The 24,798-nt window shown below is 64.4% G+C and carries 25 protein-coding genes and 1 pseudogene; 17 read left to right on the forward strand and 9 right to left on the reverse strand.

Annotated elements, in window-relative coordinates; translation table 11 throughout:
* The first annotated feature begins 9 nt into the window (after positions 1–9).
* The 4 genes and pseudogenes from ubiT (at position 10) to ubiD (ending at position 3,228) form a co-directional block, all read left to right on the forward strand.
* Positions 10–534 (forward strand): ubiquinone anaerobic biosynthesis accessory factor UbiT, encoded by a 525-nt coding sequence (gene ubiT, locus BMW28_RS10945; protein ID WP_091817853.1) that lies wholly within the window; start codon positions 10–12, stop codon positions 532–534.
* Positions 535–566: 32 nt separating this feature from the next.
* Complete coding sequence (locus BMW28_RS10950; RefSeq protein WP_091817855.1) at positions 567–986, forward strand: putative zinc-binding protein; 420 nt, start codon at positions 567–569, stop codon at positions 984–986.
* A pseudogene (locus tag BMW28_RS10955) lies at positions 983–1,558 on the forward strand (UbiX family flavin prenyltransferase); the annotation flags it as partial. The gene BMW28_RS10950 and the pseudogene BMW28_RS10955, both read left to right, overlap by 4 nt.
* Before the next feature lie 191 nt (positions 1,559–1,749).
* Positions 1,750–3,228: a 4-hydroxy-3-polyprenylbenzoate decarboxylase gene (gene ubiD, locus BMW28_RS10960; protein WP_091817861.1), complete on the forward strand. Its 1,479-nt coding sequence runs from the start codon at positions 1,750–1,752 to the stop codon at positions 3,226–3,228.
* Positions 3,229–3,302: 74 nt separating this feature from the next.
* Here the strand turns inward: ubiD and BMW28_RS10965 are convergent, their stop codons facing one another.
* From BMW28_RS10965 to BMW28_RS10975, 3 genes are all read right to left on the reverse strand, one after another.
* On the reverse strand, positions 3,303–4,043 hold the full coding sequence (locus BMW28_RS10965; RefSeq protein WP_143280591.1) for a hypothetical protein: 741 nt from the start codon (positions 4,041–4,043) through the stop codon (positions 3,303–3,305).
* Between the two features lie 65 nt (positions 4,044–4,108).
* Positions 4,109–5,044 carry a pseudouridine synthase gene (locus BMW28_RS13170; protein ID WP_234970128.1) on the reverse strand — a complete coding sequence of 312 codons (936 nt, stop codon included), beginning with the start codon at positions 5,042–5,044 and terminating at the stop codon, positions 4,109–4,111.
* Positions 5,045–6,150: 1,106 nt separating this feature from the next.
* Complete coding sequence (locus BMW28_RS10975) at positions 6,151–6,873, reverse strand: Crp/Fnr family transcriptional regulator (protein ID WP_091817869.1); 723 nt, start codon at positions 6,871–6,873, stop codon at positions 6,151–6,153.
* Positions 6,874–7,135: 262 nt separating this feature from the next.
* Between BMW28_RS10975 and BMW28_RS10980 the strand changes: the two genes are divergently transcribed.
* The 7 genes from BMW28_RS10980 to BMW28_RS11010 all read left to right on the forward strand — a co-directional run bounded on the left by BMW28_RS10980 (position 7,136) and on the right by BMW28_RS11010 (position 15,849).
* Positions 7,136–9,070, forward strand: a complete 1,935-nt coding sequence (locus BMW28_RS10980; protein WP_091817872.1) for an AMP-dependent synthetase/ligase — start codon at positions 7,136–7,138, stop codon at positions 9,068–9,070.
* 23 nt (positions 9,071–9,093) lie between these two features.
* The gene (locus tag BMW28_RS10985) at positions 9,094–9,879 is read left to right on the forward strand and encodes an ABC transporter ATP-binding protein (protein WP_091817875.1); all 786 of its coding nucleotides are present in this window, start codon (positions 9,094–9,096) and stop codon (positions 9,877–9,879) included.
* Between the two features lie 25 nt (positions 9,880–9,904).
* Entirely contained in the window at positions 9,905–10,834 is a 930-nt protein-coding gene (locus tag BMW28_RS10990; RefSeq protein WP_091817878.1) for a branched-chain amino acid ABC transporter permease, read from the forward strand.
* Positions 10,835–10,863: 29 nt separating this feature from the next.
* Positions 10,864–11,940 carry a branched-chain amino acid ABC transporter permease gene (locus tag BMW28_RS10995; RefSeq protein WP_091817881.1) on the forward strand — a complete coding sequence of 359 codons (1,077 nt, stop codon included), beginning with the start codon at positions 10,864–10,866 and terminating at the stop codon, positions 11,938–11,940.
* Positions 11,941–12,029: 89 nt separating this feature from the next.
* Positions 12,030–13,445 (forward strand): ABC transporter substrate-binding protein, encoded by a 1,416-nt coding sequence (locus tag BMW28_RS11000; protein ID WP_091817883.1) that lies wholly within the window; start codon positions 12,030–12,032, stop codon positions 13,443–13,445.
* A 163-nt stretch (positions 13,446–13,608) separates the two neighbouring features.
* Positions 13,609–14,454, forward strand: coding sequence for an ABC transporter ATP-binding protein (locus BMW28_RS11005; RefSeq protein ID WP_091817935.1), 846 nt, complete (start codon positions 13,609–13,611; stop codon positions 14,452–14,454).
* A 147-nt stretch (positions 14,455–14,601) separates the two neighbouring features.
* Positions 14,602–15,849: a phenylacetate--CoA ligase family protein gene (locus tag BMW28_RS11010; RefSeq protein ID WP_091817886.1), complete on the forward strand. Its 1,248-nt coding sequence runs from the start codon at positions 14,602–14,604 to the stop codon at positions 15,847–15,849.
* Positions 15,850–15,940: 91 nt separating this feature from the next.
* Here BMW28_RS11010 and BMW28_RS11015 read toward each other — a convergent pair whose 3' ends face one another.
* Entirely contained in the window at positions 15,941–16,540 is a 600-nt protein-coding gene (locus BMW28_RS11015; RefSeq protein WP_091817889.1) for a nitroreductase family protein, read from the reverse strand.
* A gap of 172 nt (positions 16,541–16,712) precedes the next feature.
* On the opposite strand from BMW28_RS11015, the gene BMW28_RS11020 reads away from it, so the two are divergent.
* Positions 16,713–17,645 (forward strand): LysR family transcriptional regulator, encoded by a 933-nt coding sequence (locus BMW28_RS11020; RefSeq protein WP_091817892.1) that lies wholly within the window; start codon positions 16,713–16,715, stop codon positions 17,643–17,645.
* 7 nt (positions 17,646–17,652) lie between these two features.
* Positions 17,653–18,621 carry a ribonuclease Z gene (locus BMW28_RS11025; RefSeq protein ID WP_091817895.1) on the forward strand — a complete coding sequence of 323 codons (969 nt, stop codon included), beginning with the start codon at positions 17,653–17,655 and terminating at the stop codon, positions 18,619–18,621.
* Positions 18,622–18,667: 46 nt separating this feature from the next.
* Here the strand turns inward: BMW28_RS11025 and BMW28_RS13035 are convergent, their stop codons facing one another.
* The 4 genes from BMW28_RS13035 to BMW28_RS11045 all read right to left on the reverse strand — a co-directional run bounded on the left by BMW28_RS13035 (position 18,668) and on the right by BMW28_RS11045 (position 22,262).
* Positions 18,668–19,591, reverse strand: coding sequence for a DsbA family protein (locus BMW28_RS13035; RefSeq protein ID WP_091817898.1), 924 nt, complete (start codon positions 19,589–19,591; stop codon positions 18,668–18,670).
* A 72-nt stretch (positions 19,592–19,663) separates the two neighbouring features.
* Positions 19,664–20,380 (reverse strand): glutathione S-transferase N-terminal domain-containing protein, encoded by a 717-nt coding sequence (locus BMW28_RS11035; protein WP_091817902.1) that lies wholly within the window; start codon positions 20,378–20,380, stop codon positions 19,664–19,666.
* A gap of 151 nt (positions 20,381–20,531) precedes the next feature.
* Positions 20,532–21,596, reverse strand: coding sequence for a recombination-associated protein RdgC (locus tag BMW28_RS11040; RefSeq protein WP_091817905.1), 1,065 nt, complete (start codon positions 21,594–21,596; stop codon positions 20,532–20,534).
* A 186-nt stretch (positions 21,597–21,782) separates the two neighbouring features.
* Entirely contained in the window at positions 21,783–22,262 is a 480-nt protein-coding gene (locus BMW28_RS11045) for a DUF411 domain-containing protein (RefSeq protein WP_091817908.1), read from the reverse strand.
* Between the two features lie 102 nt (positions 22,263–22,364).
* On the opposite strand from BMW28_RS11045, the gene BMW28_RS11050 reads away from it, so the two are divergent.
* From BMW28_RS11050 to BMW28_RS11065, 4 genes are all read left to right on the forward strand, one after another.
* Positions 22,365–22,631 (forward strand): hypothetical protein, encoded by a 267-nt coding sequence (locus BMW28_RS11050; RefSeq protein WP_091817910.1) that lies wholly within the window; start codon positions 22,365–22,367, stop codon positions 22,629–22,631.
* Positions 22,632–22,774: 143 nt separating this feature from the next.
* Positions 22,775–23,212, forward strand: a complete 438-nt coding sequence (locus BMW28_RS11055) for a YbbD-related protein (protein ID WP_143280592.1) — start codon at positions 22,775–22,777, stop codon at positions 23,210–23,212.
* Between the two features lie 161 nt (positions 23,213–23,373).
* The gene (locus tag BMW28_RS11060) at positions 23,374–23,937 is read left to right on the forward strand and encodes a hemerythrin domain-containing protein (protein ID WP_091817915.1); all 564 of its coding nucleotides are present in this window, start codon (positions 23,374–23,376) and stop codon (positions 23,935–23,937) included.
* A 22-nt stretch (positions 23,938–23,959) separates the two neighbouring features.
* Complete coding sequence (locus BMW28_RS11065; RefSeq protein WP_091817918.1) at positions 23,960–24,307, forward strand: cupin domain-containing protein; 348 nt, start codon at positions 23,960–23,962, stop codon at positions 24,305–24,307.
* A gap of 261 nt (positions 24,308–24,568) precedes the next feature.
* On the opposite strand, the gene BMW28_RS11070 is transcribed toward BMW28_RS11065, so the two are convergent.
* On the reverse strand, positions 24,569–24,798 hold a 230-nt coding region (locus tag BMW28_RS11070; RefSeq protein WP_143280560.1), incomplete at its 5' end, for a transposase.

Raw genomic sequence — 24,798 nt, forward strand, 5'->3', positions numbered from 1 at the left:
AGTTTTTTCATGGCCTCTCATCTGATTCCCGACGATTTCGTGCTGCCTGGCCCGGTATCGGGCGTGCTGCAGCATCTGCCGCGCTGGCCCGGTGCCGTGCTGTTTGTCGGCGCGCTGAACCTCACGCTGGCACGCCAGTTGCCGGAAGACGTGGCGCAGGCGCTCGACGGTCGGCCGCTGCGGCTGGAAATCCGCGACGCCGGCATCCACTGCGATTTCCGTTGGCAAGGCACACGCTTTGTACCGCTGCATGCGGTGCAGGGTGCGCCGGACCTGACCATCCGCGCCCATGCCAGCGACTTCATCGCGCTGGCGCGCCGCTCGCAGGATCCCGACACGCTGTTTTTCAACCGCCGCCTGAGCATGGAAGGTGATACCGAACTCGGCCTGATGGTGAAAAACACGCTGGACGCCATGGAGCTGCCGGTGTTCGACCCGCGCCAGTTCCGTCTGCCTGATCTGACCAGGCTGCCGCGCCCGCCGCATCCGCGCGACGTGCTGCAACGTCTGCGGGAGCGCCTGCCGCGGCACTGATTGTTTTGCTCCGTTAGTACAAAGGAGTCCCCATGTCCAAACCCCGCGACCAGCATCCACTGGTGTATTCCTGCTCCGGCTGCTCCAGCGCGGCGCAACTGGCCAACCACGTCGCACTGCAACTCGACCGGCGCGGCGTGGCCGAAATGTCCTGCATTGCCGGTGTCGGTGGCGATGTGCCCTCGCTGGTCAAGCTGGCACGATCCGGCCGCCCGATCGTGGCGCTGGATGGCTGCCAGCTGCAGTGCGTGCGCAACACGCTGGCACGCCACGCCATTGCGCCCGACCGCCATTTCCAGTTGCAGGAACAGGGCGTGCGCAAGAAGCTGCACCAGGATTTCGATCCGGAGCAGGCCGAGGAAGTGATCGAACACGTGCTGGCTGATCTCCGGGCGCAGCCGCTGCCCTTGCGCTCCGCAAGCTCCAACGCCACGCCGCCGGACGCGACATGACACCGCGCCGCATCGTTGTCGGGATTTCCGGTGCCAGCGGCGCCGTGCTGGCGGTGCGCCTGCTGCAGGCGCTGCAGTCCCAGCCCGGCATTGAAACCCATGTCACCGTCAGCGACGCTGCCTGGCTGACGCTGCAGCATGAGCTGGGCATGGGCCCGGCTGACGTGACCGCACTGGCGCATCAGGTGCACGACGTGAACGCGGTGGGCGCTTCCATTGCAAGCGGTTCGTTCCGCTGCAGCGCCATGGTGGTGGCGCCCTGCTCCATGCGCACGCTGGCCGCCATCGCGCACGGCTTGGGCGACAACCTGCTGACACGCGCGGCCGACGTGATGCTGAAGGAACGCCGCCGCCTGGTGCTGGTGGCGCGCGAGGCTCCGCTCAATCTGGCGCACCTGCGCAACATGAGCACCGTGACCGAGATGGGTGCCATCGTCTACCCGCCGGTGCCGGCGTTCTACCAGCATCCGCAGACGGTGGAAGACGTGGTGCGCCATTGCGTTGGGCGGCTGCTGGATCTGATCGATGTGCCGCAGGCGATGTCTCAGGGCTGGACCGGTTTGCATGAGGCAATTGGCACGCATGACCTTGGTGCCGGAATTGGCAGCGATACCGTTCGCACAGGAAATGCGCCGGCCAACGCCAACGCCAACGCCAACGCCAACGCCAACGCTGATGCTGATGCTGATGCTGATGCTGATGCTGATGCTGATGCCGGTGCCGGTGCCGGTGCCCACCATCCTCTTCCACTCTGACCTCCCCCATGTACCGCGACCTGCACGACTTCATCCAGCAACTGGAAAACTCCGGCCAGTTGCGCCGCATTGCCGAGCCCGTGTCTCCGCATCTGGAGATGACAGCGGTCTGCGACTACACGCTGCGTCGCGGCGGCCCCGCGCTGCTGTTCACCCAGCCCACTGGCCATCAGCACGCGGTGCTGGGCAACCTGTTCGGCACACCGCAGCGCGTGATGCAGGCCATGGGTGTGCAGGAGCTGGAACAGGTGCGCGAACTGGGCCGCGTGCTGGCTGACATGAAGGAGCCGTCAGCCCCTCAAGGCCTGCGCGAGATGCTCGGCATGAGCAGCCTGCTCAAGTCGCTCTGGCACATGGCGCCACGCACCGTGTCTCATCCGCCCTGCCAGCAGATCGTGCAGGAAGGCGAGGCGGTGGACCTCACCGCCCTGCCCATCCAGCACTGCTGGCCCGGAGACGTGGCGCCGCTGGTCACCTGGGGCCTGACCATCACGCGCGGCCCGCACAAGCCGCGCCAGAACCTGGGCATCTATCGCCAGCAGTTGCTGTCGCGCAACCGGCTCATCATGCGCTGGCTGCCGCATCGTGGCGGGGCGCTGGATTTTCGGGAGCACGCGCTGGCGCATCCCGGCACGCCGTTTCCGGTGGCCGTGGCGCTGGGCGCTGATCCGGCCACGCTGCTGGGCGCTGTCGTGCCGGTGCCAGATGCCCTGTCCGAGTACCAGTTTGCCGGCCTGCTGCGCGGCAGCAAGACGGAAGTGGCGGCGGCTCTCGGAAGCAAGCTGCAGGTGCCGGCGCACGCGGAAATCGTGCTGGAAGGCCATATCCAGCCCGACAGCAGTCACCCCAGCGGCTATGAGCATGCGCTGGAAGGCCCCTATGGCGACCACACCGGCTACTACAACGAGCAGGCCGAGTTTCCGGTGTTCACGGTGGACCGCATCACGCAGCGGCAAAACGCCATCTACCACTCCACCTACACCGGTCGCCCACCGGACGAACCTGCCGTGCTGGGCCAGGTGCTGAACGAGCTGTTCGTGCCGCTGCTGCAGCGCCATCTGCCGGAAGTGACCGACTTCTACCTGCCCCCCGAAGGCTGCAGCTACCGCATGGCAGTGGTGCAGATCCGCAAGGCCTATCCCGGCCACGCGCGCCGCGTGATGATGGGCATCTGGGGCCACCTGCGCCAGTTCATGTATACCAAGTTCATCATCGTGGTGGACGAGGATGTGGACGTGCGCAACTGGAACGACGTGGTCTGGGCCATGACCACGCGCTGCGACCCGGCGCGCGACACCATGCTGGTGGAGAACACCCCGATCGACTATCTGGACTTCGCCTCGCCCGTGAGCGGGCTGGGCAGCAAGATGGGGCTGGATGCCACCAACAAGTGGCCTGGGGAGACTACGCGTGAATGGGGCAGACCGATTACCATGCCATCAGAGGTGCGCTTGCGCGTCCAGAAAGTGCTGGACAAGCTTGCCTAGCAGCAGAACGGTCCCCTCAAGGCTTGGCGGTCCGCCACCCTCGAGCCTGACTTGACGAGGCCGATGCTACCCGGTCAAGGGCGCAGGACTTTCCAGGGCTTCACCTTTTTCGGGTCAAACTCTTTCGCTTCTTCCACATTGAGATAGCGGTACACCTTCCATCCTGCGCCAGCGGGAACAAACATCCAGTACACATTGTCCGGCTCGCCGTCCACCAGCACAGGGTTGCCACCACTGGGGGCATAAGGCAGCAGGGTGTCCAGTCGGGCCTCTCTGTGGCGCCCTCCAATCGTGATGCCCTTCTTGTCAAAGCACCACGATTCGCCGTTGCCAGCCTGATAGCAGGCATTACCGAAAAGGTAATGGAAGTAGACGCCGTCTACTCCCAGATCCTTGGCCGTATAGACAAATGGTCCGTACCAAGCAGTTTTCCCTGTCGCATCGGCCCGTAGCCACAACTGCCCCTTGTGCAAATGTCCGCATTCGACACCCGCACCCTCGTTCCAGTAGCTTCCGTCAACCTTCCCGTTGTCCTCAATCCAGGCGTAGGCAACGGGGTGGCTCTCATCAGGCTCACTAATCTGATAGAAGTCGCGCGTTTTTTGCATCCGCTTGAGTCTTACGGGATCGTCGTAATGTCCCGCACGGTACTGCTTGAAACGCTTGACGCAAGAGGTGCTCGCTCCTGGTCGGAAGCTTTCTGCCGGAGTGACCAACGGCAGGGTTGATGAAGACAAAGGCGCAGCCGTGCCGGGCATGGCAAAACTAATGACCGCGAATCCGGACAGACTCAGCAGAAGATTTCGAAAGTTCATACAATCCCAAAAACGATTAATAATTAATACTTAAGTATAAATCATCTTTTGGTTGCAAACTGAACTCAGAACCCCTCCATCCCACCGAGATACCGCCACTCTCCCACCGGCAGATTACCCAGCATCACCCGCCCGATGCGGATGCGCTTGAGGCCGACCACCTTCAGGCCGACGGCTTCGCACATGCGGCGGATCTGGCGTTTCTTGCCCTCCACCAGCACGAAGCGCAACTGCTCCGGGTTCTGCCAGTCCACCTGCGCCGGCAGCAGCGGCTGGCCGTCCAGACTCAGGCCGTGGCGCAGCAGCGCCAGCTGGTCCGGCGGAAACACCGCTTCCACGTTCTCGCTCACGATGTGCTGGCCGTCGTCATACTCCACGCGCACCAGATACTCCTTGTCAATCGTGCTGTCCTCGCCGATCAGCTGACGCGCCACACGGCCGTCCTGCGTCAGCACCAGCAGGCCGGTGGAGTCGATGTCCAGCCGGCCGGCGGGGGCCAGTCCACGCAGTTGCTGCGGGCTGAAACGCTGGGTATGGCGGTCTTCACGCCAGCGGCTGCGCGCGTTGATCAGGCTGGCCGCGCTCTGGTAGCCATCCTCGGGCTGGCCGCTGACATAGCCAACCGGCTTGTGGATCAGGATGGTCACGCGCTGGGACTGCTGGCCTTGCGCGGCCTGGTCCACGTTGATGCTGTCGTCCGGCCCGACGCGCTGACCGGTTTCGGCACGCTGGCCGTTGACCAGCACCCAGCCACGCGCGATCCACTCGTCGGCTTCACGCCGCGAACACAAACCGAGTTCGGCCATGCGCTTGTTCAGGCGCATGCCTTCGGCGTGTGCCACAACGGGTTGCGGTTGCGACTTGACTGGCGGAATGTCTCCGGGCTGCGTGCGTGTCGCCGGAGGCAGCGGGGCCCGGCGCGGAGCTTCATCGCGGTCAGCAAAACGGTCGGAATGCGCTTCAGGCGACTCTGGGCGACGCTCCTGCGGGCGCAAACGCATGCCCTGTCCGGGGCGTGCAAACCCTCTGCCGCTTCCGCCGTCACGGCCTTCCGGCCGCGCCATGCCAGGCGCCCCACTACGCCGTGGGCGTTCGTCTCCGCGCGCCCCGTCCCGTGCGGGACGCTGCGGGCGCCCGTCATCCTGGAATCGGGGTCGACGCTCTCCGTCCCGGCTCCCTCCTCCCTGGAAACGGGAACGGCGATCGGCGTCAGGCAGCCCTTCGCCCTGGAAACGGGAGCGGCGATCGGCGTCAGAGCGACCTTCTCCCTGGAAACGTGGACGACGCTCTCCATCAGACCAGCCCTCCCCCTGAAAGCGTGAACGTCGATCTCCGTCAGAGCGCCCTTCTTCCTGGAACCGTGGCCTGCGCCCGTTGTCTGGTCGCCCTTCGTCCTGAAACCGCGGGCGACGCTCGGCATCGGGACGCCCCCGATCCGAAAAACGGGGACGGCGTTCTGCGTCCGATCGTTCTTCTCCCGCGAAGCGTGGGCGACGCTCCCCATCAAAACGTCCCTGTTCCTGGATCCGCGGTCGACGCTCGGCCCCTTCACCCCGCATGGGCCGCTCGGCGCGAGCCTGTCGCTCCGGCGCTCCGTCGCCATCCCGTGAACGCGGCGGCCTGGCCGGACGATCCGACCAATCGGAGCGCTGCGGGCGCTCCCCGTCCGGCCGACCCGCGCGGGGCCGGTCAGGACGCGCACCATACGGCGCACGAGCGCCTCGCTCTCCGCGGTCCCCCCGCGCTCCGCCCTCCTCGCGTCCAAAGCGCCCTTCCGGCGCCGCCGCAGGCCTGGCCGGCGCATCCGCCCGCCACACATTGCTGCGCACCGAACGCATCGGCGCGCCAGCCTTGCCGGCAGACCCATGCGACTGGCTGCCCTGGCTGCGAAGCGGCGCATTGCGGGAGGAGGAAGAGGAAGGCGCAGCGCCAGAATCAGGCTGCGCCGGCTTGGCCGGACGCGAAAGCGTGCGGCGCGGTTTGGGCGTATCGGAACTCATGGCGCATTATCCCGCGCCCGCTCCCCCGCAGCCAGCCTTTATTGATACCTCCCGCGCCTGTATGACCGCACGGCAACGCAGCCGGCAGGCGCCCGAGGCCATGCCACCTATTGCCGCTCGAACGTTCCCGTGCGCAACAGCTGCAGATCCGACACGATCAGCCCGCCATAGGCCACGCGGATGGCACCATGCGACTCCAGCACCGTCAGCGCCTCGTTCACGCGCTGGCGCGAGAGCCCGACCAGATAGGCCAACTCCTGCTGGGTGATGCGCAGCACCTCCTCCACCGCAGGAAACAGCACCGGATTGAACAGCGCCGCCAGGCTGCGCGCCACGCGCATGTTGGGGCTGCTCAGGCGCTCGGTTTCGCGTGCCGCCACGAACTGGCCGAGGCGCTCGTTGAGCTGGTTCATGATGAAGCGGTTGAAGCCGATGGAATGGTCCAGAACCTCGTGGAAGGTGTCAATCGGCAAGGCTGCCACCATGCTGGTGCGCAAGGCCTGGATGTTGTAGCGGTAGGGCTCGCGCTTGAGCAGCGTGCCCTCGCCGAACCAGCCCCCCGGCGCCACGCCGGAAAAGGTGATGCTCTGGCCGTTGACGTTGTCGTTGCTCATCTTGAGCAGACCTTCGAGCAGGCCGAACCAGTAGGTCGGCGCACGACCGGTACGGCAGACCAGTTCGCCCGAATGCACCTGGCCGACCACCACGTCCTCCTTCACACGTCGCTTGCATTCGGGGTTGAGCACATGCCACCAGGCGATGGCTTCGAGTTCTTCCTGGGTTGCGGCGCGGCGGCGCTCCAGCAGGGTGAGGCTAGGGGTCGGGGTCATTGTTCGGGCTGAAAGTAGCGGTTTGCGCGGGGAATTGTCGGTGAAACCGCCCCTCAACGGCAAAGTCCATCCACTATGCCAGCCAAAACCCCTCTTCATCCATCAGGGTTAAACCTAAAGAGGGAATGCCCTAGATTGTCGCCATAAAGACACCCAAACAACAAAGTCGCCGTTACTATTCACGGCAGACATTTGGTGCGTTGCGACTTGTAACCAGCGCAACGGGCTTTTACAAACATAACGGAGACAACGAGGCAAGCGCATGAACATGACCTTCCCCCGATTGCTGCTGGAGCACGCACGCCAGCGCCCCAACGAGCACGCCCTGCGTGAGAAAGAGTACGGGATCTGGCAGACCTGGAGCTGGCAGCGCGCGGCTGACGAAGTGCGCTGGATGGCCTGCGGCCTGACCAGCCTCGGCTTCAAGGCTGGCAACAACCTGGCCATTGCCGGCAACAACCGCCCGCACCTCTACCTCACCTTCCTGGCCGTGCAGAGCCTGCGTGGCATTCCGGTGCCCATGTACCAAGATGCCGTTGCCTCCGAAATGGCCTTCGTGCTGCAGGATGCCGACATCCACTTCGTGTTTGCCGAAGACCAGGAACAGGTCGACAAGATGCTGGAACTGCGCGAGACCCTGCCCGGCCTCACGCACATCATCTATGACGATCCGCGCGGCATGCGCAACTACGACGAGCCGGGCCTGATCAGCGTCGAGCAGCTGTTCGAGCTGGGCCGCGAATTCGAGAAGAAGAATTCCGGCTTCTACGCCCAGGCGCTGGAGCAGGTGAAGTCCGACGACGTGGCGGTGATCCTGTACACCTCCGGCACCACCGGCAAGCCCAAGGGCGTGTGCCAGACGCACAGCGCCTTCATCGGCGCCGCCACCGGCAGCAAGGAAGTCGACGGCCTGCTGACCAGCGACAACATGATCTGCTACCTGCCGCCGGCCTGGGTGGGAGACTTCCTGTTCTCCATCGCCCAGTGGCTGGTGGTGGGTTTCACCATCAACTGCCCGGAATCGGCCGAAACGCTGTCCATCGACATGCGCGAGATCGGCCCGACCTACTACTTCGCACCGCCCCGCGTGTTCGAAGGCATGCTGACTTCCGTCTCCATCCGCATGGAAGACGCCGGCAAGCTCAAGCAGTGGATGTACAAGTCCGCCATGAACGTGGCCACCCGCGTCGGCTCCGACATTCTGGACGGCCAGAGCGTGGGCATCGGCGACCGCATCAAGTACAAGCTGGGTGACTGGTTCGTCTACGGTCCGCTCAAGAACGTGATGGGCCTGAGCCGCATCCGCGTGGCCTATACCGCCGGCGCCGCCATCGGCCCGGACCTGTTCCGCTTCTTCCGCTCCATCGGCGTCAACCTCAAGCAGCTGTACGGCCAGACCGAAACCTGCGCCTACGTCTGCCTGCAGAAGAACGGCCGCGTCAAGCTCAATACCGTGGGCGAAGCCGCTCCCGGCATCGAGCTGAAGATTGCCGAGAACGGCGAAGTGCTGGTGAAGGGCGTGTCGGTGCTCAAGGAGTACTACCAGCGCCCCGACGCCACCGCCGAGGTGATCGACGAGAACGGCTACTTCAAGACGGGCGATGCCGGCGTGATCGACCATGACGGCCAGCTGCGCATCATCGACCGCGCCAAGGACGTGGGTAAGCTCGCCGGCGGCGCCATGTTCGCGCCCAACTACATCGAGAACAAGCTCAAGTTCTTCCCGCAGATCAAGGAAGCAGTGTGCTTCGGCCACGACCGCGACCAGGTGATGGCCTTCATCAACATCGACTACGAGGCCGTGGGCAACTGGGCCGAGCGCCAGGGCCTGCCCTATGGCGGCTATGTGGATCTGGCAGCCAAGCCGCAGGTGCTGGAGATGGTGCGCGACTGCGTGGAGAAGGTCAACGCCGACCTGGCCCGCGAAGAAGGCATGGAAGACACCCAGATCGCCCGCTTCCTGGTACTGCACAAGGAACTCGATCCGGATGATGACGAGCTGACCCGTACCCGCAAGGTGCGCCGCGGTTTCATCTCCGAGAAGTACAAGGTTCTGGTGGATGGACTGTACGAGGGCAAGCCCGAGCAGTTCATCGAGACCCAGGTCAAGTTCGAGGACGGCCGCACCGGCAAGGTGAGCGCCACCCTCAAGCTGGCCGATGCCAAGACCTTCCCCGCCACCCGGGCCGCTGCCTGACCCCCTGACGGAAAGACCGCATCATGACTACCAAGAAAATCGGCGACGTCATTCTCGACATCAAGAACATCAGCCTGCGCTTCGGCGGCGTCAAGGCGCTGACCGACATCAGCTTCAACGTGATGGAGCACGAGATCCGCTCCATCATCGGCCCCAACGGTGCCGGCAAGAGCTCCATGCTGAACTGCATCAACGGCGTGTACACGCCGACCGAAGGCTCCATCACCTTCCGTGGCAAGACCTTCGACCACATGAACAGCCGCCAGGTGGCAGAGATGGGCGTGGCCCGTACCTTCCAGAACCTGGCCCTGTTCAAGGGCATGAGCGTGCTGGACAACATCATGTCCGGCCGCAACCTGAAGATCAAGAGCAACATCTTCATGCAGGCGCTGCGCGTCGGCCCGGCCGAGCGCGAGGAGATCGCCCACCGGGAGAAGGTGGAGCGCATCATCGACTTCCTGGAAATCCAGGCCTTCCGCAAGACGCCCGTGGGCCAGCTGCCCTATGGCCTGCAGAAGCGCGTCGACCTAGGCCGCGCCCTGGCGATGGAGCCTCAGGTGCTGCTGCTGGACGAGCCGATGGCCGGCATGAACGTCGAGGAAAAGCAGGACATGAGCCGCTTCATCCTGGACGTGAACAACGAGTTCGGCACCACCATCGTGCTGATCGAGCACGACATGGGCGTGGTGATGGACATTTCCGACCGCGTGGTGGTGCTGGACTACGGCAAGAAGATCGGCGACGGCAGCCCCGAAGAAGTGCGCAACAACGAAGACGTGATCCGGGCCTACCTCGGCTCCAGCCACTGACCCACCGCCATCAAGGAGACTCAAAATGGGATTTTTTCTGGAAACCCTGCTCGGCGGCCTGATGACGGGCATGCTGTACGCGCTGGTCGCGCTGGGCTTTGTCCTGATTTTCAAGGCATCCGGCGTATTCAACTTTGCCCAGGGCGCCATGGTGCTGTTCGCAGCGCTGGCCATGGCCCGTCTGGCTGAATGGATTCCCAAGTACCTGGGGATCGAGAACATGATTGTTGCCAACATCGTCGCCTTCATCGGCGCGGCGCTGGTGATGTTCGTGGTGGCCTGGCTGATCGAGCGCTTCGTGCTGCGCCATCTGGTCAACCAGGAAGGCGCCACGCTGCTGATGGCCACGCTGGGCATCACCTACCTGCTCGAAGGCATCGGCCAGACCATCTTCGGCAGCGAGATCTACTCCATCAACATCGGCATGCCCAAGGATCCCATGATCATCCTGGAAAGCGTGATCGAGGGCGGTGTGCTGGTGAACAAGGAAGACCTGATTGCCGCTGCGATTGCCGCAGTGCTGGTGGCCGGCCTGTCCGTGTTCTTCCAGAAGACGACCACCGGCCGTGCCCTGCGCGCCGTGGCCGATGACCACCAGGCGGCCCAGTCCATCGGCATTCCGCTGAACCGCATCTGGGTGATCGTGTGGTGCGTGGCCGGTGTGGTGGCCCTGGTGGCCGGCATGATCTGGGGCTCCAAGCTCGGCGTGCAGTTCTCCCTGGCAACCGTGGCCCTGCGTGCCCTGCCGGTGGTGATCCTGGGCGGCCTGACGTCGGTTCCCGGCGCCATCATCGGTGGCCTGATCATCGGCGTGGGCGAGAAACTGTCCGAGGTCTACATCGGCCCCATGGTCGGCGGCGGCATCGAGATCTGGTTTGCCTACGTGCTGGCCCTTGTGTTCCTGCTGTTCCGTCCGCAAGGCCTGTTCGGTGAAAAGATCATCGATCGCGTGTAACCCATAACGATAAAACTGGAGACCTTCCCATGCTTTACCGCGAAAACGGTCAATACAAGACCACTTACCGAGCCGATCAGGCCATGCTGCCGATCAGGCAGGACCGCCTGTTCATGATCCTGCTGCTGGCAGCCGTGTTCCTGGTCATTCCGGCCATTGCCACGCCCTACTGGTTCACCGCCATCCTGATTCCGCTGGTCATCATGTGTCTGGCAGCACTGGGCGTGAACGTGCTGGTGGGCTACTGCGGCCAGATCTCGCTGGGTTCCGGCGCCTTCATGGCGGTGGGTGCCTACGGTGCCTACAACCTGTTCGTGCGCCTGCCGGGCGTGCCGTTGATCGCGGCGCTGATCTTCGGCGGCGTCTGCGCCCTGCTGTTCGGCATCCTGTTCGGCCTGCCCTCACTGCGCGTGAAAGGCCTGTACCTGGCCGTGGCCACGCTGGCCGCCCAGTTCTTCAGCGACTGGATGTTCCTGCGCATCAAGTGGCTGACCAACAACTCCGCTTCCGGCTCCGTGTCCGTCGGCAACCTGAACTTCTTCGGCATCCCGCTGGATACGCCCATGGCCCGCTACATCTTCTGTCTGGCCGTGCTGGTCGTGACTGCGGTGCTGGTGAAGAACCTGGTGCGCGGTGCCATCGGCCGCGAATGGATGGCCATCCGCGACATGGACGTGGCCGCCGCCGTGATCGGCATCCGCCCGATGTTCGCCAAGCTGTCCGCCTTTGCCGTGAGCTCCTTCATCGTGGGCATGGCCGGCGCGCTGTGGGGCTTCATCCACCTGAGCTCCTGGGAGCCGGGCGCCTTCAACGTGGACGTGTCCTTCAAGCTGCTGTTCATGGTGATCATCGGCGGCATGGGTTCGATCATGGGCAGCTTCTTCGGCGCCGCCTTCATCGTGCTGCTGCCGATCTTCCTGACCAACTTCCTGCCCTTCGTCGCCAGCATGTTTGGCGCCCAGGTGTCCACCGCCACCATCTCGCACATCGAATACATCATCTTCGGCGCGCTGATCGTGTGGTTCCTGATCGTCGAGCCGCATGGCCTGGCCAAGCTATGGTCCATGGCCAAGCAGAAGCTGCGCATCTGGCCGTTCCCGCACTGATTACGGGAAATCACCCAAACAATTTCTGTCAAATTTCTGACAACCTGAGCACCCTGTTCATCTGAGTTCATAACCAAGGAGACAACCCCATGAACGCACTGACCTTCCGTACCAGCCTGACCGGCATCGCCATTGCCGCAGCCCTGGCCCTGTCGGCCTGCGGCAAGCAGGAAACCGCCACTGCCCCGGCCGCCTCCGGCGCCACCACCACTGCAGCTGCAGGCGGCTCCACTGGCGGCTCTCCCGCTGCCACGGGCGATACCCAGTTCTTCCCGCTGCTGTCCTACCGCACCGGCCCCTACGCTCCCAACGGCATCCCGTGGGCCGATGGCAAGCAGGACTACCTGAAGATGATCAACGAGCGTGATGGCGGCATCAACGGCGTCAAGATCTCCTTCGAGGAGTGCGAGACCGGCTACGCCACCGACCGCGGCGTGGAATGCTACGAGCGCCTGAAGACCAAGCCCGGCGTGACCATGTTCGATCCGCAGTCCACCGGCATTACCTTCGCCCTGACCGAGAAGGCCCCCGTCGACAAGATCCCGCTGATGACCTTCGGCTACGGTCTGTCCGTGTCCCAGAACGGCGAGTTCTTCAAGTGGAACTTCCCCTACATGGGCAGCTACTGGACGGCTGCTGACGCGCTGATCCAGCACCTGGGCACCAAGGAAGGCGGCCTGGACAAGCTGAAGGGCAAGAAGATCGCCCTGGTCTACCACGACAGCCCGTTCGGCAAGGAGCCGATCCCCCTGCTGCAGAAGCGCGCCGAAATGCACGGCTTCGACCTGCAGATGCTGCCTGTGACCGCCCCTGGCGTGGAACAGAAAGCCACCTGGCTGCAGGTGCGCCAGAGCAAGCCCGACTACGTGCTGCTGTGGGGCTGGGGCGTGATGAACTCCACCGCCATCAAGGAAGCCCAGGCCACCGGCTACCCGCGCGACAAGATGTACGGCGTGTGGTGGGCAGGTGCCGAGCCTGACGTCAAGGACGTGGCTGCTGGCGCCAAGGGTTACAACGCCCTGTCCCTGAACGCTTCCGGCCAGGAGCCGACCGTGATCCAGGACATCCTGAAGCACGTGTACGACAAGGGCAACGGCACTGCCAACAGCAAGGACGAAGTGGGTACCGTGCTGTACAACCGCGGCGTCGTGATCCAGATGCTGGGTGTGGAAGCCGTGCGCGCCGCCCAGGAGAAGTTCGGCAAGGGCAAGGTCATGACCGCAGAGCAGGTGCGCTGGGGCATGGAGAACCTGAACCTGACCAAGGAAAAACTGGCCGAGCTGGGCTTTGGCGACATGATCCACCCGATCACCACCACCTGCAAGGACCACATGGGCTCCACCGCTTCCCGCGTGCAGACCTGGGACGGCAGCAAGTGGGCGCCGGTGACCGACTGGATCCAGGCTGACCCCGCCGTGATGGAGCCGCTGATCAAGGCCGGTGCCGAGAAGTACGCTGGCGAGAAGGGCATCAAGGCCCGCGAAGAAGCCGACTGCAACAGCTGATGAACTGACTGGCAGCCCTGCCCATGCAGGGTTGCCGGCTCCCCCGGGGAGCCACCGCTGTTCCGGCAGCGGCAAGCCGATGCCACAGCGTCGTCTTGCCAGTGCCGCACAACAGGCACGGGCAACAATGCCCGCAACCCATACCGAAAACGGAGACAAGCCCATGGAAGCCACCGCAACCACCATCGACACCCGCTCGCCGCTGACTGCACCGGCGCTGGTGACCGTCAACGGCATCGAAGTCATCTACAACCACGTGATCCTGGTGCTCAAGGGCGTTTCGCTGGCCGTACCCGAAGGCAGCGTGGTCGCCATTCTCGGCGGCAACGGCGCCGGCAAGACCACCACCCTGCGTGCCATCTCCAACCTGCTCGCCGGCGAGCGTGGCGAGGTGACCAAGGGCAGCATCGAATACCGTGGCGATCAGATCCAGAACCTGAACCCGGCCGAGCTGGTCAAGCGCGGCGTGGTGCAGGTGATGGAAGGCCGTCACTGCTTCGCCCACCTCACCATCGAGGAAAACCTGCTCACCGGCGCCTACACGCGCAAGAACAAGGGCGAGATCGCCGCCAACCTGGAAAAGGTCTACAACTACTTCCCGCGCCTGAAGACGCGCCGCACCAGCCAGGCTGCCTACACCTCCGGCGGTGAGCAGCAGATGTGCGCCATCGGCCGCGCGCTGATGAGCAACCCCAACATGGTGCTGCTGGACGAGCCCTCCATGGGTCTGGCGCCGCAGATCGTGGAAGAAGTGTTCGAGATCGTGAAGGATCTGAACACCAAGGAAAAGACCACCTTCCTGCTGGCCGAGCAGAACACCAACATGGCACTGCGCTACGCCGACTACGGCTACATCATGGAAAGCGGCCGCATCGTGATGGACGGCACGGCCCAGGATCTGGCCAGCAACGAGGACGTGAAGGAGTTCTACCTTGGCGTCGGCGGTGGCGAGCGCAAGAGCTTCAAGGAAGTCAAGAGCTACAAGCGCCGCAAGCGCTGGCTGGCCTGATGTTCCAGCCCCGGGCGGCCTGAACGCTGCCCGGACCCCGGCCTGCGCCCACGCAGTTCCTGCAGGCTTCGTCGAACGAAACATTTCTTTCATGCTTCCTGCGCGGATGTGCGGGAAGGACTTCTGCAGCCTGAAAACGCACAAGCCATGCATACCTTCTACGATTCCCTCGAAAACCGCAGCCCGGCCGAACGCGAAGCCGCCCTGTTTGCCGCACTGCCGAAACAGATCGCCCATGCGCAGGAGAATGCGCCGGCCATGGCCGAGCAGCTGGCCAGCATCGATGCGGCCAGCATCACCAGCCGCGAGGCGCTGGCCACGCTGCCGGTGATCCGCAAGTACGAGCTGCTGGAGCGCCAGCAGGCGCAGCGCGCGGAGAACCCCTTCGGCGGTTTTGCCGCCATCGGCATGGGCGCGAAAATGGCGCGCGTGTTCGCCAGCCCCGGCCCGATCTACGAACCCGAAGGCAAGGCCAAGGACTACTGGCGCATGGCGCGTGCCCTGCATGCTGCGGGCTTCCGCAGCGGCGAACTCGCGCACAACTGCTTCAGCTACCACTTCACGCCCGCCGGCTCGATGATGGAAACCGGCGCCCATGCGCTGGGCTGCACGGTGTTTCCGGGCGGCATCGGCCAGACCGAACAGCAGGTGGAAGCCATCCGCGACCTGAAGCCGGCCGGCTACATCGGCACGCCGAGCTTCCTGAAGATCATCCTGGAAAAGGCTGCCGAAATGGGCGTGGCCCTGCCCTCACTGAAGAAGGCGATGGTGAGCGGCGAAGCCTTCCCCCCCAGCCTGCGCGACTGGCTGGCCGAACGCGGCGTGCAGGGCTACCAGAGCTACGGCACGGCCGATCTGGGCCTGATCGCCTACGAAACCAGCGCGCGCGAGGGCCTGGTGCTGGATGAAGGCGTGATCGTCGAGATCGTGCGCCCCGGCACGGGCGATCCGGTGCCCGAGGGCGAAGTAGGCGAGCTGGTGGTGACCACGCTCAACCCCGACTACCCGCTGATCCGCTTCGGCACCGGCGACCTGTCTGCCGTGCTGCCGGGCCAGTGCCCCACGGGCCGCACCAACACCCGTATCAAGGGCTGGATGGGCCGTGCCGACCAGACCACCAAGGTGCGCGGCATGTTCGTGCATCCGGGCCAGGTCGCAGCCGTGGCCAAGCGCTTCCCCGCCGTACAGAAGGCACGCCTGGTGGTGTCCGGCGAAATGGCCAACGACAAGATGGCGCTGCACGTGGAATGCGGCGAGCAGACGCCCGAGCTGCAGCAGGCCATTGCCGATGCCGTGCGCGAAGTGACCAAGCTGCGTGCCGACGTGGTGTTCTGCGCACCGGGCAGCCTGGCCAATGATGGCAAGGTGATCGAGGACGCGCGCAGCTACGCATAAGCAACAGGGCGGGCTGATCAGCACCACCCCGTTTCACGCACAAAAAAGGGGCCGACAGCGCCATGCTGCCGGCCCCTTCCTGCGTCATCGATCAGGCAAACACGCGGAAACGCTGCGCATCGTCCATGAAGGGCTTGTCGCCGATGGGGGCTTCGTTGGAGCCGAAGGGCATCTGCGCACGCAGCTTCCAGGAAGCGGGGATGTCCCATTCCTTCTGTGCAGCATCATCCACCACCGGGTTGTAGTGCTGCAGGCTGGCGCCGATGCCGGCTTCGGCCAGTGCCGTCCACACCGCGAACTGTGCGATGCCGGTGGAGTGTTCGGACCAGATCGGGAAGTTGTCGGCATAGGCGGCAAACTGCTGCTGCAGGCCTTTCACCACGTCCTGGTCTTCGTAGAACAGCACGGTGCCGGCGCCGGCAGCAAAGCTGTCCAGCTTCTTCTCGGTGGCGCCGAAGCTCTCGGCCGGCACCATGGGACGCAGGGCATCCTTCACCAGCTCCCAGAATTTCACGCTTTCTGCACTGAACAGGATCACGGCACGCGAGCTCTGCGAGTTGAAGGCGGAAGGCGCCTGGCGAATGGCCTCCTGAATCAGCGCACCGGCGTCGGCCTGGCTGATCGGCAGCTGCTTGCCGAGGGAATACTGGGTGCGACGCTTGGTGAAGCTGTTAAGGGCGGTGTTGCTCATGAATGGACTCCTGAAAATCGTTGTGGGGGTGTTGGGGACTCGGCTGGGCTTCTTGGCGAATCTGGCTCCAACCGCGATGGAATCCAGTGTAGAAAAAATGCGCCTCAATGAAAATAGAAAATGTGGAACATGACTCTTTCCATTTTCGACTCAATCCGTCTATCATGCCGACATGAAACGCCTCCCCGACCTCGAAGCCTGGGCCATCTTTGCCAAGGTAGCTGAAACCGGCTCCTTCGCCCGTGCCGCGGCCGAACTGAGCCTGTCGCAGGCCACCGTGTCCAAGGCCATCACGCGGCTGGAGGCACGCATGCAGACCATGCTGTTCCACCGCACCACACGCCGTATTTCCCTCACGGAGAGCGGGCAGACTGCGCTGGAACACGCTACGCGCATCCTGGAAGAAGGCGAAGCGGTCGAGGCCGAATTGGCCGAGCAGTCCATCAGCCTGCGCGGGCTGATCCGGCTCACCGTGCCCATGTCCTTCGGGCTGAACTACGTCGCCCCGCTGCTGCCCGCCTTTCTCGAAGCACACCCGGAAGTGCGGCTGGACATCGTCTTCAGCGACGACCATGTCGATCTGGTGGGCGAGCGTTTCGATCTGGCGTTGCGCATTTCCAACCTGATCGATTCCAGCCTGCTGGCGCGGCGCCTGTGCTCGGTGCGCATCCTGCTGGTGGGCACGCCGGCTTACTTTGCACGCCACGGCACACCGCGCCACCCGCGCGATCTGGCACGCCACCAGGCGCTGCTCTATGCCCTGGCACGCGGCGGCGGCGCCAACTGGAGCTTCAGCCACCCGCAGCATGACGAACTCACACAACCGATCCAGGGCGCGCTGCGCGTCAACAACGCCGAAGGCCTGATGCCCGCCCTGCTCGCCGGCCTCGGCCTGGCGCTGCAGCCCGAATTCCTGGTCTGGAAGCAGCTGCAATCGGGCGAGCTGGTCACCGCGCTGGACGACTGGCAATCGCCTTCCGTGGCGCTGCACACCGTCACCCCGCCCGGACGTCGTCGGCCGGCCCGCGTGCAGGCCCTGATGGACTATCTGGCCGAGTGCCTGGCCAACGCCCCCTGGGCCCGGCACGAAAACGTGGCACCATGAACCCCTGATGCTCACCCTCACCTTTCTCGGCACCTCCTCCGGCGTTCCCACGCGACGCCGCAACATGAGCGCGCTGGCGCTGCAGACCGGCCCCGGCCCTTCCTGGGTACTGGTGGATTGCGGCGAAGCCACGCAGCACCAGCTGCTGCGCGTCAAGCTCTCCGTGCGCGATCTGGAGGCCATCCTGATCACCCATGCCCACGGCGACCATTGCTACGGCTTGCCCGGCATGCTGGCCAGCGCGGCCATGCACGGCCGCACCACGCCGCTGCTTCTGGTTGCGCCGCAGGTGGTGCTGGACTGGGTGGAAGCCACGCGCCGCTGCGGCGACCTGTATCTGCCCTACCCGCTGGAAACATTGGCGCTGGAAGATGCGCCCGCCATGGTGCTGGAGCGCCCCGGCCTCTGCATCGACCGGCATGCCCTGCTGCACCGCGTGCCCAGCGTCGCCTACCGCCTCACCGTCACGCGCCGCCATGCCCATCTGGACGGGGATGCGCTGCGCCAGGCCGGCCTGCCGCGCGGCCCGCTCTGGCGCCAGCTGCAGGACGGGAAGGACGTGCAGTGGCAGGGCCGCACCCTCCGCAGTGCCGAGGTGCTGCGCCACCATGTGGAGCAGGTGCGCGCCGTCATCGCGGGCGACAATGCCGATCCCGGCCTGCTGGCCGAAGCCTGCGCCGATGCGCAGCTGCTGGTACACGAAGCCACCTACACCCGCCCGGTGCTGGACAAGGTCGGTCCGGAACGCCTGCACAGCTGTGCCGAACAGGTCGCGGCCTTTGCCGAACACATCGGCCTGCCCAACCTGATCCTCACCCACTTCAGCCCGCGCTACGACCATGGCGACGGCATGGAGCAACTGCGCCGCGAAGCCGTGCTGCAGTACAGCGGCCAGCTGCATCTGGCGCGGGATTTCGAGCAGTACCGCTTGTCGGCGGAGGGCGTACTCGAGGCCCTGGGGTCCGTGCGGCGCTGACGGCTTTCAGGCGCCTTCCCGGGCACCGCAAGCCCGCAACCGCCCGTCAGCCTTGCGCCAGCACCGCCTCCATGCGCTGCCCCATGGTGTCCGCCGAGTCGTAGCCCTGCGCCAGCAGGTAGAGCTGATCGCCGGAGCGCATCAGCACCGTCGGGAAGGCACTCACGCCCCACTGGCGCGCCAGCGTGAAGTCGTTGCGCGTGGCCTGCACCGCCTGCGGGCTGGCAAAGCGCTGTGCAAAGTCTGCAAAATCCAGCCCGAACTGCTCGCAGGGCAGCCGATAGAAATCGGCCTCGGAGGGGTCGGCGTTGTCGGCATAGAAGCGATGCTGCACCGCCTTGAAGAAGCCGTACAGATCCAGCACCGGCGCGCTGCCGTCATCGCGCATGTCGCGCGCCACCACCACGGCACGGCTGGGTGGCTCGGTATCGTAGTTGAACTCTGCACGCTCCAGCAGTCCATACGCCACGGGCTGCCCGGTACGCGCATGCACCTGTTGCCATTCGTGGCGCAGGAAATCGCGGAACTCCGGCGTCCAGGCATCACCGCCACCGGGACGCAAGCCACCAAGAATCACCTCCAGCCCCAGGCCGAGCTTTGCGGCCTGCTGGCGCAGCTTGTCCATCTCGGGCGCAATGCCCCAGCACCAGGAACACATCGGGTCGCCGACGTAGATCAGTTCGGCGTCGGGCGCGGGCGTTGCCGCTGCGTCTGAGGGCACTGCACCCTGAGCCGCACCGGCAACGTCCGGCGTGGTACCGGCATCTGCCAGATCGGCGGGCCTGCACACACCATCCGCACAGAACTCGCCGGAGGCATTGTCCTGACCGTTCGTCTCGGTGTCCGGCGCTTGCGGCGCGGTATCGGATTCTGGCTGCTGCTGCTGCTGCTGCTGCTGCTGCTGCTGCTGCTGCTGCTGCTGCTGCTGCTGCTGCTGCTGCTGCTGTCCAGTATCGTCCTGCTGATTCATGACGTTCTCCTTGCGCTGTGCAAACGCCTGGCGCTGATGTTCTGGTGCAATGGAAAGGCGGCAGCCGCCGGTTCAGTCCTGCGCCTTCGGCGGCGCCGGAATCAGCAGGCCACGCTGCACCGCCGGACGGGCCACAAAGGCCTTCAGCACGCGATCGACATTGGCGAAGTCTGCATAACCCACCAGTTCCCCCGCTTCGTAAAAGCCGATCAGGTTGCGCACCCAGGGGAAGACGGCGATGTCGGCAATCGTGTATGCGCTGCCCATGATCCAGTCCTTGCCCTCCAGGTGCCTGTCCAGCACCCCGAGCAGGCGGCGCGACTCGGCCACATAGCGGTCGCGCGGGCGCTTGTCCTCGTACTCCTTGCCGGCGAACTTGTGGAAGAAGCCGAGCTGTCCCATCATCGGGCCCACGCCCCCCATCTGCCACATCAGCCACTGGATGGTGTGGTAGCGCGCGGCAGCGTCCTGCGGCAGGAACTTGCCGGTCTTTTCGGCCAGGTAGATCAGGATGGCGCCGCTTTCCCACAGCGTCAGCGGCTGGCCGCCGGGGCCGTCCGGGTCGATCAGCGCGGGGATCTTGTTGTTCGGATTGAGCGAGATGAATTCCGGCGTCAGCTGGTCGTTGGTGGCGAAATCGACGCGGTGCGGCTCGTACGCCAGCCCGCACTCCTCCAGCATGATGGATGCCTTCACGCCATTGGGCGTGGGCAGCGAATAGAGCTGGATGCGGTCGGGATGCTGCGCCGGCCACTTGCCGGTGATCGGGAATGCGGACAGATCGCTCATGAAGGGTCTCCAATCGGAACAGGGATGCCCCAGTATGCCGCGAAAGCGCTCTGCCCTGCCGGGTGCAGGGGCTTGCGCTGTCCTAGGCGATGCCCCTTCGCAAAGAGGGAGCGGTTACCAGACTATTGACCTGTCGCCACCACCAGCGACATCAATCCGCCCACGGCGGGGTGCTCTCCAGAGCGCCTTCCGTCTCTGCAGCGCTCACCGTTTCCGAGGCGGATACAGCTGCCGCAACGGAAGCCGCCTGCGGCAGGGCAGTGCCCCCTGTCTCCTGCGCAGTAGGCAACACCGGCGCAGCCGCAGCTGCCCCCAGCACCTGTTCCCCACCCAGCGCCTCGATCAGGTCCGGCAGCAACTCCAGCAGCTCACCCGTGGTGATCGCCATGTCGGAATCGAACACCGCATCCTTGTCGCGCTTGTCGATCTCGGGCATGTCCTCGAATACCCCGTCCAGAAAATCGAGCTTCTTCAGTTGCAGCGCATCCGTGAGCACAAAGGACACCCGCTCGTTCCAGGTCATGGCCACGCGCGTGGGCACCTTGCCGCTGGTGATGTGCTGGCGCACGTCGTCCGTATCCAGCGTGTGGCGGGCGTAGCGCACCACCGATTTCATCTCGTCGGTGGATTTCAGCTCGCACTCGCGGTCGATGGTAAAGGCATACGGCGCCTCACCCGTGCCCAGCCAGTGCGTCATCGCCACGGCAGGCGACATGGCGGTCTGCACCAGCGTCAGCGACAGTCCGTCCAGCGCCTTGATCAGCAGCGTGGTGATCTCGTCCGCCTTCGAATGGCTGCCGGCATCGATCACCAGCAGGCGTTCCTGCGGCGCCAGCCACACGCGGGTGGCAGACTGGCGCGTGAAGGCGCGCGGAAGCAGTTCGTGCAGCGCCTGCTCCTTCAGTTCCTTGGTTTCCTTCTTGCCCGGCTTGCGGCCCGTGGTCTGCTCGATGTGGGCCACGATTTCTTCCACGCGCTGACGCACGGCCGAAGCCGGCACCACGCGCTGCTCGGTCATCAGCTTGAGCAGCAGATGGCCGCCCACGGTCTCCACCAGCGCACCCTCCGGCTCGCCACGCGGTGGGACCCAGCCGAGCGACTTCTGCTGCGTCGGCCCGCAGGGCGCAAAACGGTGCTTGTCGAGGGCCGATTCGATCTCGGCAGCGTTGGCATTCCACTCCGCAGCAATGCGGTACACGATCAGATTCTTGAACACGGTTTTCCTTTGTTGGGGTGCCAGAAAGCAATCGCCCCGGAACCGGCCGGGGCGAACAGGTCTGGCAAGGCAATGCGCACAAGGGCTGGCAACACGGCTGGGCACAACACCCAGCCGCCGTGCCCGTGGCGCCCATACCCGATATCCTAGCCTAGCCGCTCTGCAGCGGCATTCGCGTGCAGGAAATCACGCGTAACGCTGGAACACGCGGCTGCTGCCGTCGCGCTGCACCAGCAGCACGGCATACGGATCGCGGCGTCCGCCGTACACCGGGCCATCCATGCCCGGCGACCCCACCGGCATGCCCGGCACGGCCAGCGCCAGCGCCTTGGGCCGCTCGCGCAGCAGGCGCTTCACGTCCGAAGCGGGCACATGCCCCTCGATCACATAGCCACCCACCAGCGCCGTATGGCAGGAGGCAAACTGCTGCGCCAGGCCAAGTCGCGCACGGATGGCGTTGTTGCCGGTGTCATGCATGCGCACACGGAAGCCGTTCTTTTCCATGTGCGCGATCCAGTCCTTGCAGCAACCGCAGCTGGCGTCCTTCCACACCTCCACCTGCGGCAGCGCCGCCTGCGCGCGCGCCATGCCCATCAGGGGCAGCAGGCTGGCAGCAGCGGAGATCTGGAGAAGCTGGCGACGGGAGGGATGAGACTTGCGGGACATGATGGGTATCGGTTAAAAACAGTGTTTCGATGATAGCGACAATGCATTCCCTATCACGCACATGGTTATGGCAGGCCGTGCTTTCCCATCACCAGAATACGCATGGACATCTTCATCGCCTACCCGGTTCTGGCCGCCGTCGTGGCCCTGGTGCTGGGCCTGCTGGCCGGCAGACGATCCAGCAAGCCCCTCGCACTGGCGGCTGCGCTGTGGCTGCTGTATGCCGGCTATGAAACGCTAATGCACTTCCGCGTGCTGTGCCCGGAGGGGTGCAATATCCGCGTGGACTTGCTGCTGATCACCCCCTTGTTGCTGGTAGTGACCCTGTATGGCCTGTACCGTGCCGTACGCGGCCCGAAGAAATCGTGAGCAAACGTGAGCGCGCCGACTGGCACAGTCCGGTCCATGGCAGTTTCTTGTCACAACACGGTACAGAATTGACCAATCGTGCGCTTTCAGGAACACAACCGCCCTATAACCCTCTTTTCCGCATTTCTGCCCAGTCCCCTTTCATGTCCAGACGTCTTCTCCTGATCCCCGCAACCGCTGCCCTCCTGAGCCTGACCGCCTGCATGAGCGACGTGCAGGACGCCAAGTATTCCAGCCAGATCGAGGCAGCCAAGGCAGGCGCCATCGACCAGGGATGGGTTCCGCGCTGGGTGCCCGAAGGCGCCATCAACCTGCGCGAAACGCACAACCTCGACAGCAACGAAAGCCTGCTGGCCTTCACCCTGCCTGCACAGCCTGCCTGGCAGCCCCCGGCCTTCTGCCAGCCTGCAGACGCAGCGCAACTGCCTGCACCCGCCTTCGAGCGCAAATGGGCGCCCACCAGTTTCGATGGTTACCAGACCTACGCCTGCCAGCCTCCGGAAGCCGGCCCCGGCCTCGCGCATGCACTCGCCATCGCCCCGGATGGCCGCAGCGTGCTGGTCTGGAGTAGCAGCCGCTGAACCGGCGTGGCATGGGGGAAAGCCCTCGAATTTCGCCTGACTTGACCGCGGCCTTTGCGCCGGGTGCCGATTCACCCTACAAGACATGAATCGGCAGATGTTTTTCTTTGTTGTATCAGCTGCGCGATTGTTAACGCTCAATTTCAACGAGGAGAACCCCCATGAGCCTGGCTATCGACGACCTCATGCATGAACACGACGCCATTCTGGCCTCTTTCCAGTTGCTGGACGGCATGAGCCACACCTTGGCGCTCGGCAAACAGATTTCGGCTGACGATGCGGCGCAGTTTGTGGCCTTTCTGCGGGAATTTGGCGACAAATGCCACCACGGCAAGGAAGAAGGTTTTTTGTTCCCGGCCATGGTCGATGCCGGCCTGCCGCAGCAAAGCGGCCCCATCGCCGTCATGCTGCACGACCACACGCAAGGCCGCGCCTGGATGCAGGCCATGGAAGACGCGCTGGCTCCCGCCTTCAACCCGGACGCCTTCGTGTCGGCGCTGCACAGCTACGTGCTGCTGATGCGCAGTCACATCGCCAAGGAAAACAACGTGCTCTTTCCCATGGCCGAAAATATACTGGAGGCAGACCAGTTGCAAACCCTGTTCGACCAGTTCGAGGCGCATGAGGCCCAGGTGATCGGCGCAGGCCGGCACGAGGAACTGCACGCGCTGCTCGAGCAACTGCTCGCCCGCTATCCGGCACCCGCCGCGGCACACGCCCACTGATTTTTTTCAAGGAGTACCCACGATGGATCCGCAAGCCGCCATCCCCGAAGTGCACAACCTCAAGCAGATGCTGCAGTACCAGGAAAAGGCCGTCGTCAGCCGCATGCTGGTGAAGAATCCGGCCGGCAGCGTCACCCTGTTCGCCTTCGACGGCAACGAGGGCCTGAGCGAGCACACCGCGCCCTATGACGCCCTGGTGGTCGGCATCGAAGGCCGTGCGGAAATCCCCGTGGGTGGCGTCATGCACATCGTGGGCGAAGGCGATTCGCTGCTGATGCCCGCCAACATCCCCCATGCCATCAAGCCGATGGGCGGGTTCAAGATGCTGCTGGTGATGATCAAGGGAGAGGCGAAGCAGGCTGCCAGCTGATGGCGCCGCGCTGACCCTGGCGGTCACGGTATCCGCAATGCCCGGACTCAGATCCCGAGCAGCACGCCTGCGCCCATGATCAGCAGCACCAGAACCGCGATGCCCGCATACACGGCGTCGCGTTCGCGCAGAAACAAGACCGCTGCATAACCTCGCCGATCATCCGGCCGAAGCAAGAATCATGCTGATTTTGTCGCGTTTTGCATGATTTCATGCCCCCCGAAGTGGCTGTGAGCCACTTTGGGAGCTCCATTTGCCCTCTCAGGGCGCACCTACCCCCGCAAGCTCCATCGCTTTCAACTTGCGGTGCGCCTTCAGCAGGTTCATCCCCAAGGCCGCCCAACACATCTGCGCCTGCACCTTTGCTGTCCCAAAGTACCGCGCCCGCGCCAGATTGAACCTGCGTTTCATCGTCCCGAACGCCTGTTCCACCTTGAAGCGGATCGCCCCGATCTTCTTGTTGAACTGGCTGTACAACGGATGCAACGGGT

It is taken from the genome of Allobrachymonas denitrificans DSM 15123 (assembly GCF_900110225.1).
Taxonomy (GTDB): domain Bacteria; phylum Pseudomonadota; class Gammaproteobacteria; order Burkholderiales; family Burkholderiaceae_C; genus Brachymonas; species Brachymonas denitrificans.

Excerpts from the sequence above, each read along its gene's own strand:
- BMW28_RS11015 (WP_091817889.1), bottom strand. The coding sequence starts at position 16,540 with ATGAGCAACACCGCCCTTAACAGCTTCACCAAGCGTCGCACCCAGTAT.
- BMW28_RS11020 (WP_091817892.1), top strand. The coding sequence starts at position 16,713 with ATGAAACGCCTCCCCGACCTCGAAGCCTGGGCCATCTTTGCCAAGGTA.
- BMW28_RS10980 (WP_091817872.1), top strand. The coding sequence starts at position 7,136 with ATGAACATGACCTTCCCCCGATTGCTGCTGGAGCACGCACGCCAGCGC.
- BMW28_RS11050 (WP_091817910.1), top strand. The coding sequence starts at position 22,365 with ATGGACATCTTCATCGCCTACCCGGTTCTGGCCGCCGTCGTGGCCCTG.
- ubiT (WP_091817853.1), top strand. The coding sequence starts at position 10 with ATGGCCTCTCATCTGATTCCCGACGATTTCGTGCTGCCTGGCCCGGTA.
- BMW28_RS11035 (WP_091817902.1), bottom strand. The coding sequence starts at position 20,380 with ATGAGCGATCTGTCCGCATTCCCGATCACCGGCAAGTGGCCGGCGCAG.
- ubiD (WP_091817861.1), top strand. The coding sequence starts at position 1,750 with ATGTACCGCGACCTGCACGACTTCATCCAGCAACTGGAAAACTCCGGC.
- BMW28_RS13035 (WP_091817898.1), bottom strand. The coding sequence starts at position 19,591 with ATGAATCAGCAGGACGATACTGGACAGCAGCAGCAGCAGCAGCAGCAG.
- BMW28_RS11000 (WP_091817883.1), top strand. The coding sequence starts at position 12,030 with ATGAACGCACTGACCTTCCGTACCAGCCTGACCGGCATCGCCATTGCC.
- BMW28_RS11010 (WP_091817886.1), top strand. The coding sequence starts at position 14,602 with ATGCATACCTTCTACGATTCCCTCGAAAACCGCAGCCCGGCCGAACGC.
- BMW28_RS10995 (WP_091817881.1), top strand. The coding sequence starts at position 10,864 with ATGCTTTACCGCGAAAACGGTCAATACAAGACCACTTACCGAGCCGAT.
- BMW28_RS11025 (WP_091817895.1), top strand. The coding sequence starts at position 17,653 with ATGCTCACCCTCACCTTTCTCGGCACCTCCTCCGGCGTTCCCACGCGA.
- BMW28_RS10990 (WP_091817878.1), top strand. The coding sequence starts at position 9,905 with ATGGGATTTTTTCTGGAAACCCTGCTCGGCGGCCTGATGACGGGCATG.
- BMW28_RS11060 (WP_091817915.1), top strand. The coding sequence starts at position 23,374 with ATGAGCCTGGCTATCGACGACCTCATGCATGAACACGACGCCATTCTG.
- BMW28_RS10985 (WP_091817875.1), top strand. The coding sequence starts at position 9,094 with ATGACTACCAAGAAAATCGGCGACGTCATTCTCGACATCAAGAACATC.
- BMW28_RS11045 (WP_091817908.1), bottom strand. The coding sequence starts at position 22,262 with ATGTCCCGCAAGTCTCATCCCTCCCGTCGCCAGCTTCTCCAGATCTCC.
- BMW28_RS10965 (WP_143280591.1), bottom strand. The coding sequence starts at position 4,043 with ATGAACTTTCGAAATCTTCTGCTGAGTCTGTCCGGATTCGCGGTCATT.
- BMW28_RS11005 (WP_091817935.1), top strand. The coding sequence starts at position 13,609 with ATGGAAGCCACCGCAACCACCATCGACACCCGCTCGCCGCTGACTGCA.
- BMW28_RS13170 (WP_234970128.1), bottom strand. The coding sequence starts at position 5,044 with ATGCGTTTGCGCCCGCAGGAGCGTCGCCCAGAGTCGCCTGAAGCGCAT.
- BMW28_RS11055 (WP_143280592.1), top strand. The coding sequence starts at position 22,775 with ATGTCCAGACGTCTTCTCCTGATCCCCGCAACCGCTGCCCTCCTGAGC.
- BMW28_RS11065 (WP_091817918.1), top strand. The coding sequence starts at position 23,960 with ATGGATCCGCAAGCCGCCATCCCCGAAGTGCACAACCTCAAGCAGATG.
- BMW28_RS10975 (WP_091817869.1), bottom strand. The coding sequence starts at position 6,873 with ATGACCCCGACCCCTAGCCTCACCCTGCTGGAGCGCCGCCGCGCCGCA.
- BMW28_RS10950 (WP_091817855.1), top strand. The coding sequence starts at position 567 with ATGTCCAAACCCCGCGACCAGCATCCACTGGTGTATTCCTGCTCCGGC.